Genomic DNA, 15,978 nt, shown 5'->3' with positions numbered 1-15,978 from the left:
CCCTTGTGGAGCTCAGCGCCGGATCAGCCCCAGCTCGGTCGCGGCCGCCACCGCGGCAGTACGGGAGTCCACGTCGAGCTTGGCGTAGACGCGGGCCAGGTGGGACTTGACCGTGCCCTCGGTGAGGTGCAGGTGGCGGCCGATCGCCTGGTTCGACAGGCCCTCCGCGACGAGGGCGAGCACTTCGGTCTCGCGTCGGGTCAGGGTCGTGGCGGGGGTACGGAGGCGGTTCATCAGCCGGTCGGCCACCGCGGGGGCGAGGATGGTGCGGCCTGCCGCGGCGGTGCGGACGGCGGCCGCCAGGTCCTCGGGCGGTGCGTCCTTGAGGAGGTAGCCGGTGGCGCCGGCCTCGATGGCCGGCAGGGTGTCCGCGTCGGAGTCGTACGTCGTGACCACGAGGACCCGGGGCGCATCCGGCCGCGCGGTGATCAGGGCCGTGGCCTCGGCGCCGCCCATGCCCTTGCCGAACTGCAGGTCCATCAGCACCACGTCGATGTCTCCCGCGGCGGCCCGCGTGACGGCGTCCTCCGCGGTGGCGGCCTCGGCGACCACGAGGAGCCCCGGCTCGGTCTCCAGAACGGCGCGCAGTCCGGCCCGTACGACGGGGTGGTCGTCGGCGAGCAGCAGGCGGATGGGCGAGTCGGTCACGGGCGGGCCTCGGGCTCGGGTGCGCGGGTGGAGTGAGGAGGGGCGGCCGCCTTCGTCGCGGGTGGCGGGTCGACGGGGAGCCGGGCTGTCACCGTGGTGCCGCGGCCGGGCGCGGAGGCGAGGGTGAGGGTGCCGCCGAGGGCCCGCAGGCGGGAGCGCATGGCGGCCAGTCCGAAGCCGCCCGTCATCGGGTCGGGCGCGGGCAGTTCACCGGGGACGAAGCCGGCACCGTCGTCGGCGACGTCCAGCGTGACCTCGCCGGCGTGGCAGGCGAGCGTGACGTCCACCCTGGTGGCGCCGGCGTGCCGGACCGTGTTGCCGATCGCGGACTGGGCGATGCGCAGCAGCGCCACCTCGTGTGCGGTCGGCAGCGGCAGCGCGGGGCCGGCGAGGTGGAAGCGCGCCGTGATGCCCTCGCGTGCGGAGGTGGTGGCGCAGAGCCGCTCCAGGGCGCCGGCCAGGCTGGTGCCGTCCAGGGCGGGCGGGGCCAGGGCGGCGACGAAGCGCCGGGCCTCGGCGAGGTTGTCCACGGCGGCGAGCCTGGCCTGACCGATGTGGCGTACGGCCTTTTCGGGGGCGTGCGGCAGGGCGCGCTCGGCGGCCCGCAGCAGGAGCTGGATGCTGGACAGGCCCTGGGCCAGGGTGTCGTGGATCTCGCGGGCCAGCCGCTCGCGCTCGGCCGCCACGCCCGCGGTGTGCTGGGCGGCGGCGAGGTCGGCGCGCGCGGCGGTGAGTTCCTCGATGAGCCGGCGGCGCTGTTCGCTCTCCCGGTACAGGGCCTGATAGCCGCGCACCACCGCGACCGCGACCGCCGCACCGAGCGCGGGCCCGATCGCCATCGCCGCGCTGAACGCGCCCTGATGCGCGGAGAACCCGGCCACCGCCGCCACCGCGGTCACGCCCACGCAGACCAGACCGCCGCGCTGCGGCAGCAGGTGCAGTTGCAGGAAGTACAGCGGGAACGCCAGCCAGACTCCGTCCGGCGTGAGGGCGAGCAGCGCCAGCCATACGGCGCCGAGTGCGAGCAGCCACCAGGCCGCGGCCCGGCGTGAGCCGCGTATCCCCGGCAGCAGCGACCCGGCGGCGTAGACGAGCGCGCACAGCACCGCCACGGCGACGATCACGCCCGGGTACGCGCGGCCGTCGGCCACCGCCCGTACGGCGGCGAGCACCAGCAGGCCGAGGACCAGCAGGTGCAGGCACCAGGTGAGGGCGCGGGTGGTCGGGGTGAGGGGGAGGGCGGCGGCGTTCACAGTCCTCCCAGCCTAAGGAGCCGTGCGCGCTCGGGCCTCCATCGAAAGTTACAAGCCGGTCCGTACCGGACGATCCGTGAAGTCACCCCGCTTGCCAGATGTCCGAGGCCGCGCGGGCGACGACTGTGGGGGACACCGCCGGATCACTGCCGGATCACCGCCGGATCGCCGTCGGGGCGCCGGCGGGACACCCCGGGGACCGCGCCGGAGGAGCCACCGGTCCCTCCGCAGATCCCACCATCGTTCCCATCACCCGAAGGGGCAGCCAGCACCGTGTTCGTCGCCTGGAGAGACCTGAGATTCGCCAAGGGCCGGTTCGCCCTGATGGGCACGGTCATCGTGCTGATCACCCTGCTCGTCGGCCTGCTCTCCGGCCTGACCGCAGGACTCGGCCGGCAGAACATCTCGGCGATCACGGGACTCCCTGCCGACCGGATCACCTTCGCGGCGCCGAGCGGGGGCCAGGACCTCTCGTACGCCGATTCCGCCGTCACCGCCGAGCAGGTGAGGCGGTGGGAGAAGGCCCCCGGCGTGACCACCGCCGAGCCGCTCGGCATCACCACCACGACGGCGGCCGCCGAGGACCGGAGCACGGGGGTGTCCGCCCTCGGCGTCCGGCCGGGCTCCGCGCTCGCCCCGGACAGCCGCGCAATCGACGACCGTACGGCGGTGCTCTCCGCCACCGCCGCCCGCGAACTCGGCCTGGAGCCGGGCGGCACCTTCACCCTCGCCGGCCAGGAGCTGACCGTCGCGGCGGTACGGGGCGACGCCCACTTCAGCCACACGCCCGTGATCTGGACCAGCCTCACCACCTGGCAGCACACCGCACCGCCCTTGTCCGGCGGAGACAAACCGGCCGCGACGGTGATCGCGCTCACCACCACCGGGGACGCGGATCCCGCGGCCACCGACGAAGCCGCGGGCACCCGGACCGTCACACGCGACGCCTCGCTCGCGGCGATCGGCTCCTACACCTCCGAGAACGGCTCCCTGCAGCTGATGCGCGGCTTCCTCTTCGCCATCTCGGCCCTGGTCATCGGCGCGTTCTTCACCGTCTGGACCATCCAGCGCAGCGCCGACGTCGCCGTACTGAAAGCACTCGGCGCCTCCACCGCCCACCTCCTCAAGGACGCACTCGGCCAGGCCCTCGTGCTGCTCACGGCCGGCGCGGCCCTCGGCACCGGACTCGCCGCCGCCTTCGGAGCCCTGCTCGGCGGCACCGACGTACCGTTCGTGCTCACCCCGGCCACCGTGCTCGTCCCGGCAGCCGTCATGATCGTGCTCGGTGCACTGGGAGCCGCCCTGTCCATCCGCCGCATCACCTCCGTCGACCCGCTGACCGCCCTGGGGAGCGCCCGATGAGCATCGACCTGACCGGCATCACCCTCACCTACCCGGACGGCGACTCCCGCCTCACGGCACTCGACGAGGTGACGCTGCACGTCCCCAAGGGCCGCCTGACCGCGGTCGTCGGACCCTCGGGATCCGGCAAGTCCAGCCTCCTGGCCGTCGCCGCCACCCTGATCACGCCCGACCACGGCACGGTGCGCATCGACGGCACCGGCACCGCGGGTCTGAGCCGGCGGGACCTCGCCGAACTGCGCCGGCGCACCATCGGCATCGTCTTCCAGCAGCCGAACCTGCTGCCGTCCCTCACCGCGGCCGAGCAACTCCAGGTCATGGCCCACCTCGACGGCCGCCGCCCCGCCCGCTCCCGCACCCGCGCCCTTGAACTCCTGGACGCGGTGGGCCTCGCCGACCAGGCCCACCGCCGGCCCCACGAGCTCTCCGGCGGCCAGCGTCAGCGTGTCAACATCGCCCGCGCCCTCATGAACGACCCGACGGTCCTCCTGATCGACGAACCCACCAGCGCCCTCGACCACGAGCGAGGCGCCGCGGTCATCGACCTGATCACCGGCCTCACCCACGACCGCTCCACCGCCACGATCCTCGTCACCCACGACCGCACCCACCTCGCCGCCGCCGACGAGACCGTGGAGATGCGCGACGGGCGGGCGCTGGCCCGGGCGGCGGGCGAGGGGCCCGCGGCGGGTCAGGAGCCGGTGGTCACCTGACGGTGCCGCGCGGCCCAACTGCCGCGCGTGGTCCCGAGCGCGTGCTCCGCCAGGCGCAGATGCTGGATGTCCGTGGTGCCGGCGGGCGCCAGCGTGTGGTGCGCGTCGCGCAGGTACCGCTCGATGGGACGGTGCGTGAACAGGCCCGTCGCGGCGTGGATCTCCATCGCGTTGCGCGCGCTGTCGAGCGCGGACTCCACGTTCACGGCCTTGGCGTTCATCAGCTCCGCGTCGCACGGATGGCCCCGGTCGAGCAGATGCGCCGCGTGGTACGCGGTCAGCCGGGCCGTCATGAGGCGTGACTGCATCTGCCCCAGCTTGATCTTGATGTTGGGCAGCGCGTGCAGCGGCTCGCCGTACCGCTTGCGCTCCGTGCAGAAGCGCGAGGTCTCGTCGAGCAGCGCCTGGTGGATGCCGAGCGATACGGCGGTCAGGTTGGCCCGGCCGTACAGGACGCTGGAGGAGTACGCGACCGACAGACCGTCGCCCTCCTCGCCGAGGCGATGGGAGGCGGGAACACGGCAGTTGTCGAAGATCAGCTCGCCGAAGCTGAAGCCGTGCAGGCCCAGGGTCGGCTGCTCGGGTGCGAGCCGGCAGCCGGGGCGGTCCGCCTCGACGAGGAACGCGCTGAGCCCGCGGGAGCCGGGTCCGGTGCGCACCACCACGCCGTGCAGATCGCCCACATGACTGTTGCCGACGTACACCTTGCGCCCGTTGAGCACGTAGTCCTCGCCGTCGCGCACAGCGGTGGCGGTCATGCCGAGGACGTGGCCGCCCGACTCGTGCTCGGTGACAGCGATCGTGGGCAGACAGCGGCCGGCCGCGATCGCCGGCAGCCAGGTCTTCTTCTGGGCGTCGTCGCCGTAGTGCAGGATCTTGGCGACCCCGAGCTGGGAGGCCTGCACCATCGCGCCCATGGCGGCGCTCACGCGGGACAGCTCCTCGATGATGATCGTCTTCGCGAGGTGCCCGGCGCCCATGCCTCCGTACTCGACGGGGATGGTCGCGCCGAGCCAGCCCTGGCGGGCGATCAGGCGGGACAGGCCGTGCTCGACGGTGCGCGCGCTCTCCATCTCGGCGATCTTCGGACGTATCTCGCGTTCGGCGAAGCCGCGCACCTCCTCACGGAGCTGCTCATGCCGTGCGCTGGTGAACCAGTCACTCATCCTGGGGCCCTCCGGTAACTGAGCTCGCGCCAGTATCAACAGAACTCCCTTGCGCACAGGGGGATTTGAACCGTGCCGCAGTCATGGTGCGGTCCCGTTCGTACATCTGCAAGCACGCCTGCAAGAACGCGTGCAAGCACAGCTGCAAGTGCAGCGGAAGCCGTGCTGGTGGGCGTGGTGCGACCGGGGTCGGTGGGGCCCGCCTCGGGTGCGGTGGCGGGCCTCGCGACTCAGGGGCGGCGAACGGATGTACGGCCCGACGGCAGGCCCGGCGCGGGCGCTGTCACGTGCACCGGCGCAGCGCCACGGGCGCTCTCACGCACACCGGCGCAGCGCCAGGACCGCGTTGTGCCCGCCGAATCCGAAGGAGTTGCTCAGGGCCAGATCGCCCCGCGCGGGCAGTGGCCGCGGCGCCGAGGTGACCACGTCGAGGGCGATCGCCTCGTCGAGGGTGTCGCAGCCGATCGTGGGCGGAATCACACCGTGGTGCAGGGTGAGGACCGTGGCCACGGCCTCCACCCCGCCCGCCGCGCCCTGCAAGTGCCCGAAGTTGCCCTTGAGCGCCGTGACGGGGACGCTGCCCTCGCCGAGCACGGCACGCAGCGCCTTCGCCTCGGCCAGGTCGCCCTCGACGGTGGCGGTCGCGTGCGCGTTCACGTGCACGACGTCGACCGCGTGCGCGCCCGCGTCCCTGATCGCGCGGCGCACCGCGCTGGCGACGCCGGAGCCGGTCGGGTCGGGCGCCGCGATGTGGTGGGCGTCCGCGGACAGGCCCGAACCGGCCGCCTCGCAGTAGATCCGGGCGCCGCGGGCCCGGGCGTGCTCCTCGGACTCCAGGACGAGCAGCCCGGCGCCCTCGCCGTTCACGAAGCCGTCCCGGTCCGCGGCGAAGGGGCGCGAGGCGCGGCCGGGTTCGTCGTTACGGGTGGACAGGGCCCGCATGCTGCTGAACGAGGCCATCACGGCCGGGGTGATCACCGCCTCGGCGCCGCCCGCCACAGCGACGTCCAGATAGCCGTGCCGGATCCGGTCGATGGCTGCACCGATCGCCTCCGTGCCCGACGCGCAGGCGCTCACGACGGTGCGCGCCTCGCCGGTGATGTGCAGGTCGAGGGAGATCTGCGAGGAGGCCTGGGAGGGCACGGTCATGGGGGCGGTGAGCGCCGGCACGGCCCGCAGCCCCTTCTCGCGCAGCTTGCGGTCGCCCTCGATCATCACGGGCGTGCCGCCGATGATCGTGCCGACCGAGACACCGACGCGCTCGGGGTCCAGGCCGCTCTGCGCGGTGCCGGCCGGATCGAACCCGGCGTCCTGCCAGGCCTCGCGTGCGGCGAGCACGGCGAACTGCGCGGACCGGTTCATCCGCCGGGCCTGCACCCGCGGCAGCAGCTCGGCCGGGTCGGTCTCGACGGTGCCGGCGATCCGTGCGGGGTGGTCGGCGAACTCCTCGTCGGTCAACTCCCGTATCGCACAGCGCCCTTCGAGCAGCCCGTGCCAGAGCTCGGGCACGCCGTAGCCGAGCGGGGTGATCGCGCCGAGCCCGGTCACCACCACGCGTCGGCGTCCGGACGTGCTCGCAGCGGCCGCCTGGCGCGGTATGTAGCGGACTTGGTCGCCTCGCTCGGACCGCGCGCCCTGACCGATTTGTCCGATCTCGCCGACCTTCCCGACCGCCCCGGCCAGGTCGGCGATGGCGGCGAGCAGTTCGGCGTCGGACCAGGCCCGGTCGCCCGGCTGCTCCACGTCCGCGTGCCAGACGCCCCAGCGCCGCACGCGGGACTCCACCGAGCCGTCGTGGCGGGTCACCAGGACGAGGTCACCGTCCCGCAGGCGCGCCCCGTCGAGAGTCGACGGGCCCGCGGACACCGGTACGGACGGGTTCGCGTCGGAGGCGGCGGGCGCGGTGGAGGGGGCGGCTTCGGTGTGCTGCGCGGCAGGGGAGCCCGGCTCGAGGTGCATGGGGGGAGTGATTGCTTTCTGCTTCCGGACGAGGTGATCAACGCGGCCTGGGCGCTTGATCATTGCCTGCCTGATGGACTTTGTACCCCTTCATGCCTACATGCGTTTTTGCGGTCCGCACAAGGACTGAGATGCGGCTCACGCCCGGCGTCCGCTCCGTGGACGTCCCCGCGCCCGGCGCTCCGCACCGCGGACCGACCCGCGCCCCGCACTCCGCTCCCGCGCTCACGTCACCGGTCGCCGTGACGTGGCTCACGGGCGCGGGCGGACCGGAGCTGCGGCGGGTCGAACAGGTGCGTGGCCGCCCCCGCGATCACGAGCCCGGTGGCGATGAGCAGCCCCTGGCCCACCGCGACGCCGTAGGCGAAGCAGCCCGCCGCGGCCCCCGCCACCAGCCAGGCCCACCGCCTCCGGCACTCCCGCGGGCGCCGCGGCCGGCCACGGGCCAGGGCGCGCGCGAACTGCGGGTCGTCCAGCTCCAGTTGGGCCTCCAGGGCGCGCAAGTGGCGCTCGTCGGCAGGTGACATGGCGCTTCTCCCTTCCCCGGCGGGCGGGAACCTCGTGCCTTCCACGGTGACCGCGTGCACCCGCCGTACGCCATCAGGCCGCCCACCCAAGACGTCTGGCCTCTGACCTGGGCGCGGGCGGTGGGATGGGTGCCGGACCCGATGGACGGCCCCGGCCCTACCGGCGGAAGCTGACAGGGACAGCGATCGCGTACGGCCCCCGCCGAGCGGTCCTCGTGCCTCAGCGCGTACGAGGACGGGGAACGGGCCGCGGACACGAGGACGGAGCGCACGATGGCCGAGCCGGGGACGACGCGGATCCTGCTCGCCGACGACCACGCGCTTGTACGGCGCGGCGTGCGGCTCATCCTCGACGGCGAACCCGGCCTGACCGTCGTCGCCGAGGCCGGCGACGGCGCGGAGGCCATCGACCGGGCCCGCGCCGACCGGCCGGATCTCGCCATCCTCGACATCGCGATGCCACGCCTGACCGGGCTCCAGGCGGCCCGTGAACTCGCCCGGCTCCGGCCGGACCTGCGCATCCTCATGCTGACGATGTACGACAACGAGCAGTACTTCTTCGAGGCGCTCAAGGCCGGGGCCTGCGGCTACGTCCTCAAGTCGGTGGCCGACCGCGATCTGGTCGAGGCCTGCCGTGCCGCCATGCGGGACGAGCCCTTCATCTACCCGGGGGCCGTGAACGCGCTGATCCGCAACTACCTGGAACGGGCCGCCGGGAATGCGGACTCCGGGAACGCGGGCAGCGATCCCGGCCCGAGACCTGTGACTCCTCGCGAGGAGGAGGTGCTCAAACTCGTGGCCGAGGGCCACAGTTCACAGGAGATCGCCCGCCTGCTCGTCCTCAGCGTCAAGACCGTGGAGCGGCACCGCGCCAACCTGCTGCAGAAACTCGCCCTGCGCGACCGCCTCGAACTCACCCGCTATGCCATCCGAGTCGGGCTGATCGAACCGTAGGCGCACGGTGAGGGTGCTTGATCGAACCGTAGGCGCACGCAGAGGCGGCCTGTCCATCCGTGGAGGCCCCCATGTTTCGCAGCCCTGCCGGATGACAGGATGGCCGGATCGCGGCGGGTCGATGTGTCGACATGCAGGGGTGGTCATCCGGATGCACAGGGTGCTCGTCCCTTGCGTGCGGTCATTCCTCCCGCCCGGCCGAAGAGTTCGTGAGCTGCGATGAGGAGGGACGGGCTGTGCCCGCTCCACGGATGAGTACGACCCCGCTGCCGGGGATCGGTGTCCAGTACGACCTGACGACGCGAGAACACCGCCACCTCTCGGTGGTGGCCCACCGCGACGGCACCCGCACCGTCAACGTCTACCGGGGCGACGACCCCGACGCCTGCGCCCAGTCGGTGCACCTGACCGGAGCGGAGACGGCCTCGCTGATCGACGCGTTGATGCCCTCCCACCACAGCCCGAACCTGCTGCACACCACGGACCTCGGCCTGCTCGCCGAACGCGTGGAGATCTCGGCCCACTCGTACTGGAACGGGCGCGTCCTCGGCGAGACCCGGCTGCGGACGGAGACGGGTGTGTCCGTCGTCGCCGTGCTGCGCCGCGCCGACGCGATCCCCTCGCCGACCCCCGACTTCCGGCTCGCCGGCGGGGACACGCTGATCGTCATCGGCACCCGCGAAGGTGTCAGCGCCGCCGCCTCGATACTCGGACGTGAGTGACGTATGCACTCTGCCGTCTTCCTCATCGAGTTCGGTGCGATCATCCTCGGCCTCGGCCTGCTCGGCCGCCTGGCCGGCCGGCTGCACTTCTCGCCTATCCCGCTCTACCTCCTGGCCGGGCTCGCCTTCGGCGAAGGCGGGCTGCTCCCGCTGGGCGCCAGCGAGGAGTTCGTCGCCATCGGCGCCGAGATCGGCGTCATCCTGCTGCTGTTGATGCTCGGCCTCGAATACACCGCGAGCGACCTGGTCTCCAACCTCAAGACGCAGTACCCGGCAGGACTCGTCGACTTCACGCTCAACGCCCTGCCCGGCGCGGTCGCCGCGCTGCTGCTCGGCTGGGGACCCGTGGCCGCGGTCGTCCTCGCCGGCGTCACCTGGATCTCGTCGTCCGGCGTCATCGCGAAGGTGCTCGGCGACCTCGGCCGGCTCGGCAACCGTGAGACCCCCGTGATCCTCAGCATCCTGGTGCTCGAGGACCTGGCGATGGCGGTGTATCTGCCCATCATCACCGCCCTGTTGGCCGGGGTGAGCCTCGCCGCCGGAGCGGTGACGCTCGCCATCGCCCTCGCCGTGGCGGGCGGGGTGCTCTTCGTCGCCCTGCGCTACGGCAGGCTCATCTCCCGCTTCGTCTCCAGCGACGACGCCGAGAAGTTGCTCCTGGTGGTGCTCGGCCTGACCCTGCTGGTCGCGGGCATCGCCCAGCAGCTCCAGGTGTCGGCCGCGGTGGGCGCGTTCCTCGTGGGCATCGCGCTCTCGGGCGAGGTCGCCGAGGGCACGCACGTGCTGCTCTCGCCGCTGCGCGACCTGTTCGCCGCGGTCTTCTTCGTCTTCTTCGGCCTGCACACGGATCCGGCCAGCATCCCGCCGGTGCTGCTGCCCGCCCTGGTCCTCGCCGTGATCACCGCGTGCACGAAGGTCGCCACGGGGTACTGGGCGGCGCGCCGCGCGGGTGTGGGCGTCAAGGGGCGCTGGCGTGCGGGCGGCACGCTCGTGGCCCGCGGCGAGTTCTCCATCGTCATCGCCGGACTCGCCGTCACCGCCGGCATCGAACCGGCGCTCGGCCCGCTGGCCACGGCGTACGTCCTGATCCTCGTCGTGATCGGACCGCTGACGGCCCGGTACGCGGAACCGCTGGCCATGCGCCTCACGAAGCACCGTACGACCACGGCCGCACCGCAGACCCAGGTGCCCGCCGGTGTCTCCGCGCCCGGCATCGACGCCGGTGGTCTCGGCACGCCCGTTCCCGACGCGTCCGGTCCCGACGCGTCCGGCGACCACCGCGGCCACGGGTAAGTGCGGCACGCGACCGGACGGACGGGCCGCCGGAGCACCTCGAACGAGGAAGGCGCCGGCGGCCCCGGCGTGCGGAGCTCGCGGGATGGGTGCCGGCACGGATGGACGCGCGGCCACCGCCCCGCCACGATCTACACCGGACAGCAGGAAGTCGAGGGGCGAGGCCCCCGAGGAGGCCGCGCGTACGTGTCGTTGTTCTGGCGGATCTTCCTGCTCAACGCCGCCGTGCTGGTCGTGGCGACCGCCCTGCTCCTGCTCGGGCCCGCGACGGTCTCCACACCGGTCCTCTTCACCGAAGTCGTGATCGCGGCCGGCGGGGTGGGCGTGATGCTCGCGGCCAACGCCGTCCTGTTCCGGATGAGCCTCGCCCCGCTGCGCCGGCTCACCCGCGCGATGACCACCACGGATCTGCTCCGGCCCGGGCGGCGCCTCGACGCCTGCGGGCAGGGCGAGTTCGCCGATCTCATCACCACCTTCAACACGATGCTCGACCGCCTCGAGGCCGAGCGGGCGGCGAGCAGCTCGCTCGCCCTGTCCGCGCAGGAGGCGGAACGGCGCCGTATCGCCCAGGAGTTGCACGACGAAGTGGGGCAGACCCTCACCGTGGTGCTGCTCGACCTCAAGCGGGTCGCCGACCAGGTGCCCGAACCCCTGCGCGAGGACCTGCGGCGCGTGCAGGAGACCACGCGGGCGGGACTCGACGAGATCCGCTGGATCGCCCGCCGCCTGCGCCCCGGTGTCCTCGACGAACTCGGCCTGACCAGCGCCCTCACCGCCCTGGCCCACGAGATCACCGCCCACGCCGGACTCACGGTCCGCCGCAGCTACGCACCCGACCTGCCCGCACTGGACGAACGCACCGAACTCGTCCTGTACCGCGTGGCCCAGGAGAGCCTCACCAACGCGGCCCGGCACGCCCGCGCCACCAAGGCCGACCTGAGCCTGCACCGCACCGCGGACGGAGTGGAACTGGTCGTGGCCGACGACGGCCGGGGGACGGGCGGCGCACCGGAAGGCTCGGGCATCCGCGGCATGCGCGAACGCGCCCTGCTCATCGGCGCCCGCCTCGCGCTGGGACCCGCGCCCGGCGGCGGGACGCGCGTCCGGATGACCGTGCCGTCGCACACCGCGCCCCGAGCAGACGCGCCCCCGCACACCGCGCCCCCAGCAGACGCGCCCCCGCACACCGCGGCCCGAGGAGATGACCCCCTGCGTACCGCAGCCGAAGGAGACACCTGACATGGACGCGGACACCACCGGCGGCCCGAACCCCGGCGCGGCCCCCATCCGCGTCCTGCTCGCGGACGATCACGCCCTGGTACGGCGCGGCGTGCGGCTCATCCTCGACAGCGAACCGGACCTCGAAGTCGTGGCCGAAGCCGACAACGGCGCCGACGCGGTCGCCCTGGCCCGCACCCACGAGCCCGATCTCGCCGTACTCGACATCGCGATGCCGCGGATGACCGGACTGCAGGCGGCGCGTGAACTCGCCCGCGTCCAGCCGGGCCTGCGCACGCTGATGCTGACGATGTACGACAACGAGCAGTTCTTCTTCGAGGCGCTCAAGGCCGGCGCCAGCGGCTACGTCCCGAAGTCCGTGGCCGACCGCGACCTGGTGGACGCGTGCCGGGCGGCGATGCGCGGCGAGCCGTTCCTCTACCCGGGCACCATGACCACCCTGATCCGCAACTACCTGGAGCGGGCGCACAGCGGGGAGCCGTTGCCGGACCGCCCGGTGACCGAACGCGAGGAGGAGGTGCTGAAGCTGGTGGCCGAGGGCCACACCTCGAAGGAGATCGCGGACCTCCTCTACATCAGCGTGAAGACCGTCGAACGCCACCGCGCCAACATGCTCCAGAAGCTGGGCCTGCGCGACCGCCTGGACCTCACGCGCTATGCGATCCGCACCGGGTTGATCGAGCCCTGAGCCCGCAGCGCCCAAGCCTTTCTAAGAGGCCGTCTCATCCAGGTCGAGGACACTTCCCGTGCACGGACCACCGCGGCGGCAAGGAGGGCCTCATGCTGAGCGAACGGGCCAGACGCCGGCTGCTCGCGGCGGCCGCCGTCTGCGTGCTCGCGGCGACGACCGGTGCCGCCTACCCGGACCGCCCGCCGCATGCCGCGCCGCATGTCGCGGCCGGGGCCCTCGCGCCCGATCCGGCCGACCACGGCCCGCACCCACTCATCCGCGACCAGATCGACATCGATCTCGACCCCGATCCGGACACGGGTGCGGACGCCGCTACGCAGCGGTTCACCGGTCGAGCGACGCCAGCCAGCCGGTCAGAAGACGGTTGACCTCGTCGGGACGCTCCTGCTGGACCCAGTGACCGCAGCCGTCGAGGATGTGGGACCCGGTCAGGCCGGGGAGCGTGGCCGGGTAGGCGTCGATCGCGGCGGCCATCCACGTGATGGAGGCGTCCAGGGCGCCGCCGATGAACAGCGACGGCTGCTTGAGCGGGGCGCCTTCGTGCGGCGCGAGGTCCTCCCAGTCGCGGTCCATGTTGCGGTAGCGGTTGAGGGCCCCGGTCATCCCCGTACGCTCGAACTCCCCTGCGTACACGTCGAGATCGGCCTCGCTCAGCCAGCCCGGCAGCATGCCCTGCGGGAAGCGGTCCCGCAGCCGGCCGCCCGCGCGGGTCACGAAATGCGGATCGGGCGCGCCCTCGCCCGGCATGGTGTCGGCCGAAAGGGCCGCGTAGAAGCCCGCGAGCCAGCCCCGCACGTCGGGCTCCATCTCGGCTTCGGCCCGGCCGGGCTCCTGGAAATACGAGACGTAGAACTCCTCGTCGCCGCCCATCTGCGCGAAGACCTCCGTCGGGCGGGGGCCGCCGGGCGGCGCGTAGGGCACGCTCAGGAGCCCGACGGCGCGGAACACCTCGGGGTGCAGCAGCGCGGAGGCGGCCGCGATGTTGGAGCCCCAGTCGTGCCCGACGACCACCGCCTGCTCCTCGCCGAGCGCGCGGACCAGGGCGACGTTGTCCTCGACCAGATCGAGCATGCGGTACGCCGAGGCCGCGGCCGGCTTGGAGGAGCGGCCGTAACCGCGCACGTCCATCGCCACCGCCCGGTAGCCGGCCGCCGCGAGGGCGGGGAGCTGGCGGCGCCAGGAGTACCAGGACTCGGGGAAGCCGTGCACGAGGAGCACGAGGGGACCGGTGCCCTGCTCGACGAGGTGGAGGCGCCCGGTGGGCGCGTCGACGGTGTGATGGCGCGGCTCGGCGGACGGTGCGGGACGCTGCATCGGAACTCCTCGGTCGCGGGTGGCGGTGCTCGCGCACCGATCATGCGGCGGTACGGGCCCGGGCGGCGAGGACACTTGCCGAACCGGCAAATCTGCAGGTCTCTCGGTGGCGCGCATTCCGCACGGGGAGCGCGCCCGGAGCCGCCCTGCTCACCGGCCGTCGGACCGCGGCGCCTCGAGCGGAGCCAGCGTGGAGCCGTCGGACAGCCGCGCGCGAACCCGTACCCGGACATCGGACGCGGAGATTTTCCGTGCCAGGGTGCGGCCCTCGGCCGTGGCCTCCACGGCGCCCGTGACCTCGATGGACGTCACGTGCCTGCTGCCCGCGGCAAGCAGATGCCGCGCGCCGGAGGGCGCGACCCACTGGGTGGTGGCGAGGACGTGCTGCCCGAACCGGCTGCACGCGGCGGTCGACTCGGCCCGTGCGACCACCGGAGCGGACGTGCCGCGCTCATCGGAGGGCGCCTTGAACTGCACCAGCACACTGCCGGGCCCGCGCCACGTGGTCGCCCGGGCGCAGGACCACACCGCGCTGCCGCCGCGTTCGGGCAGATCCTGCCGGGCGAAGTCCCAGACATTGACCGCCCGTACATCGTGCCCGCGGAACGCGCCCAGACGGCAGGCCGAACTCGCCCAGCTGGTCAGGGCGTTGGCGCTTGTGGCCTCACGGGGCTGGCGGGCCGGCGCGCCCTGCCCGGGCAGCGGGGTGTAGCTGAGATGCGCTGCCGTGAGCCCGCCGAGATCGGTGACGAGGAAGGCGTGCTTCTCGACGATCCGGTCGGAGGAGCGCAGTTGGAGCACCGGCCAGGCGTCACAGGAGGACCCGGCCGAAGGTGCCTCGGTGGGCTCGGTGATCCCGTCCTCGTCCACCTTGAGCGGACGGGCCGGGTCGTCGGGGCGCAGCAGGTCGCGGTGGCCCGCCTCGGCGATCCACGGCGCCAGCAGGTAGCGCGTGCCCTCACGGCCGCGGTCCAGCACCACGGCCGCGGCGGTGGTGACATCGGAGTCGTCGGCACGGGCGAAGTCGAGCGCGGCGACGCCGTCCCGTTCGGTGTAGCGCACAAGCCGCTGCCCGTCGTGGAACAGGACCGTGGCCCGGCCGTCGGTCGCACCGGCGTACAGCAACTGCGGTGCACCGGTGGGCGGTTCGGCCCGAACGCCCGCGTTCTCGGTCACCCGCGTGCCCTCGGGTGGCGACGCCCAGGTGGCCAGCGCCCGCGTGAGCAGCTCCTCGTCCCGCGTACGGTTGCCGCGCGGCGGCCAGGCGCTGAAATCGACCCGGGAGGTGTCCGCCCACGCTTCACCCGGCACGCGCACGAGTCGGTCCGGTCCGGGCGCCGAGTCCGGCAGGCGGGCCGCGGGCACCTCGTCGTCCCCAGCGAGGGAGCCGCCCACGAGAACGAGAGCCACGAGGGCCGCAGCGACAGCCCACAGAATCCCGAAGCGACGCCGCCGGCGCAGCAGATCGGTGGGCCTGGTCTGCACGGAACAGGCGTCGAACTCCTGGGAACGCAGCAGGGTTTCGGCCGTCGGGCCCGCCGTGGTGTCCAGACCGCGCGAGGCATGCAGCGCGGCCCGCGCATCGGGCACGCCCGCCGCCCCGAGCAGCTCGACGATCCGGCCGTCGGGCAGATTCTCCAGGTGGCGCAGTACGAAGCCGGCCCGCACCGGCGCGGGCACCGACGCAAGGGCGTTCCCGAGCGCGATCTCCTCGGCCCCGCCGGCTCGCGGAAACAGCCGCAGCCCCCACACCACCGGCAGCCGCGCCGGCAGAGCACGCGGCACGGGCAGGCGCTGCGGCCAGCCGCGAGGCCTGCGTTCATACGCCAGCGCGGCCCGCAGAACCCGCACCCGCAACTGGTCGGGGACGGGAGCGGCGGCACCAGCCCGCTGGCCAGGCACCCGCTCCGGACGCTCGCGGCCCCGCCCGAGACCGCCGGGCCGGGGCAGGGCGCGCTGCACGATCCCATGGGCGAGCAGCACCCGCCGGTGCCGGGTCAACGTGGCGGGCAGCGTCAGGTAGGCCAGGCTCACCAGTCGCGTGTACTGATCGACCAGGTGCGCCTCGGCCTGGACGACGGGGCGCGAGCGCCGGCCCAGAGCGGTGCGGAGGGGGGAGTGGGACACGGGACCAGAC

General features: G+C 73.4%; 15 protein-coding genes. 8 read left to right on the top strand and 7 right to left on the bottom strand.

All coding sequences use genetic code 11. From position 1 onward, the window contains the following. Window positions 1-12 precede the first annotated feature (12 nt). Together BLT97_RS00460 and BLT97_RS00455 are read right to left on the bottom strand one after the other, a co-directional pair. Window positions 13-648, bottom strand: a complete 636-nt coding sequence (locus BLT97_RS00460) for a response regulator (protein ID WP_093606615.1) — start codon at window positions 646-648, stop codon at window positions 13-15. Continuing rightward, a complete protein-coding gene (locus tag BLT97_RS00455) occupies window positions 645-1,901 on the bottom strand; it encodes a sensor histidine kinase (RefSeq protein WP_093606614.1) in 1,257 nt (418 codons plus the stop codon). Before BLT97_RS00455 ends, BLT97_RS00460 begins: the two co-directional genes overlap by 4 nt. Before the next feature lie 273 nt (window positions 1,902-2,174). On the opposite strand from BLT97_RS00455, the gene BLT97_RS00450 reads away from it, so the two are divergent. Next, the gene (locus BLT97_RS00450) at window positions 2,175-3,263 is read left to right on the top strand and encodes an ABC transporter permease (protein WP_093606613.1); all 1,089 of its coding nucleotides are present in this window, start codon (window positions 2,175-2,177) and stop codon (window positions 3,261-3,263) included. Then, window positions 3,260-3,976 (top strand): ABC transporter ATP-binding protein, encoded by a 717-nt coding sequence (locus tag BLT97_RS00445; RefSeq protein ID WP_093606612.1) that lies wholly within the window; start codon window positions 3,260-3,262, stop codon window positions 3,974-3,976. Before BLT97_RS00450 ends, BLT97_RS00445 begins: the two co-directional genes overlap by 4 nt. Here the strand turns inward: BLT97_RS00445 and BLT97_RS00440 are convergent. The 3 genes from BLT97_RS00440 to BLT97_RS00430 form a co-directional block, all read right to left on the bottom strand. Beyond that, window positions 3,955-5,142 (bottom strand): acyl-CoA dehydrogenase family protein, encoded by a 1,188-nt coding sequence (locus BLT97_RS00440; protein WP_093606611.1) that lies wholly within the window; start codon window positions 5,140-5,142, stop codon window positions 3,955-3,957. The two genes, BLT97_RS00445 and BLT97_RS00440, sit on opposite strands and share 22 nt — an antisense overlap. 315 nt (window positions 5,143-5,457) lie before the next feature. Beyond that, window positions 5,458-7,101, bottom strand: a complete 1,644-nt coding sequence (locus tag BLT97_RS00435; RefSeq protein WP_107406979.1) for a beta-ketoacyl-[acyl-carrier-protein] synthase family protein — start codon at window positions 7,099-7,101, stop codon at window positions 5,458-5,460. Between the two features lie 230 nt (window positions 7,102-7,331). Next, the gene (locus BLT97_RS00430; RefSeq protein ID WP_093606609.1) at window positions 7,332-7,628 is read right to left on the bottom strand and encodes a DUF3040 domain-containing protein; all 297 of its coding nucleotides are present in this window, start codon (window positions 7,626-7,628) and stop codon (window positions 7,332-7,334) included. A 273-nt stretch (window positions 7,629-7,901) separates the two neighbouring features. Here BLT97_RS00430 and BLT97_RS00425 point away from each other — a divergent pair, with 273 nt between their 5' ends. The 6 genes from BLT97_RS00425 (at window position 7,902) to BLT97_RS00400 (ending at window position 12,895) form a co-directional block, all read left to right on the top strand. Continuing rightward, entirely contained in the window at window positions 7,902-8,582 is a 681-nt protein-coding gene (locus BLT97_RS00425; RefSeq protein WP_093606608.1) for a response regulator, read from the top strand. A 251-nt stretch (window positions 8,583-8,833) separates the two neighbouring features. Further along, the gene (locus BLT97_RS00420; protein ID WP_093606607.1) at window positions 8,834-9,304 is read left to right on the top strand and encodes a cation:proton antiporter regulatory subunit; all 471 of its coding nucleotides are present in this window, start codon (window positions 8,834-8,836) and stop codon (window positions 9,302-9,304) included. Window positions 9,305-9,307: 3 nt separating this feature from the next. Beyond that, window positions 9,308-10,597, top strand: coding sequence for a cation:proton antiporter (locus BLT97_RS00415; protein WP_245769075.1), 1,290 nt, complete (start codon window positions 9,308-9,310; stop codon window positions 10,595-10,597). 186 nt (window positions 10,598-10,783) lie between these two features. Next, complete coding sequence (locus BLT97_RS00410) at window positions 10,784-11,836, top strand: HAMP domain-containing sensor histidine kinase (protein WP_093606606.1); 1,053 nt, start codon at window positions 10,784-10,786, stop codon at window positions 11,834-11,836. Between the two features lies 1 nt (window position 11,837). Continuing rightward, complete coding sequence (locus tag BLT97_RS00405; protein ID WP_176953582.1) at window positions 11,838-12,524, top strand: response regulator; 687 nt, start codon at window positions 11,838-11,840, stop codon at window positions 12,522-12,524. Window positions 12,525-12,616: 92 nt separating this feature from the next. After that, window positions 12,617-12,895 carry a hypothetical protein gene (locus BLT97_RS00400; RefSeq protein WP_093606604.1) on the top strand — a complete coding sequence of 93 codons (279 nt, stop codon included), beginning with the start codon at window positions 12,617-12,619 and terminating at the stop codon, window positions 12,893-12,895. On the opposite strand, the gene BLT97_RS00395 is transcribed toward BLT97_RS00400, so the two are convergent. Together BLT97_RS00395 and BLT97_RS00390 are read right to left on the bottom strand one after the other, a co-directional pair. After that, the gene (locus BLT97_RS00395) at window positions 12,852-13,841 is read right to left on the bottom strand and encodes an alpha/beta fold hydrolase (RefSeq protein ID WP_093606603.1); all 990 of its coding nucleotides are present in this window, start codon (window positions 13,839-13,841) and stop codon (window positions 12,852-12,854) included. The genes BLT97_RS00400 and BLT97_RS00395 overlap by 44 nt on opposite strands. A 150-nt stretch (window positions 13,842-13,991) precedes the next feature. Further along, the gene (locus BLT97_RS00390) at window positions 13,992-15,968 is read right to left on the bottom strand and encodes a hypothetical protein (protein WP_093606602.1); all 1,977 of its coding nucleotides are present in this window, start codon (window positions 15,966-15,968) and stop codon (window positions 13,992-13,994) included. Window positions 15,969-15,978: the final 10 nt, after the last annotated feature.

It is taken from the genome of Streptomyces indicus (assembly GCF_900100315.1).
GTDB lineage: Bacteria > Actinomycetota > Actinomycetes > Streptomycetales > Streptomycetaceae > Streptomyces > Streptomyces indicus.
Note: the sequence above shows the minus strand (reverse complement) of the source record. Positions and strands in the feature narration are given on the sequence as shown.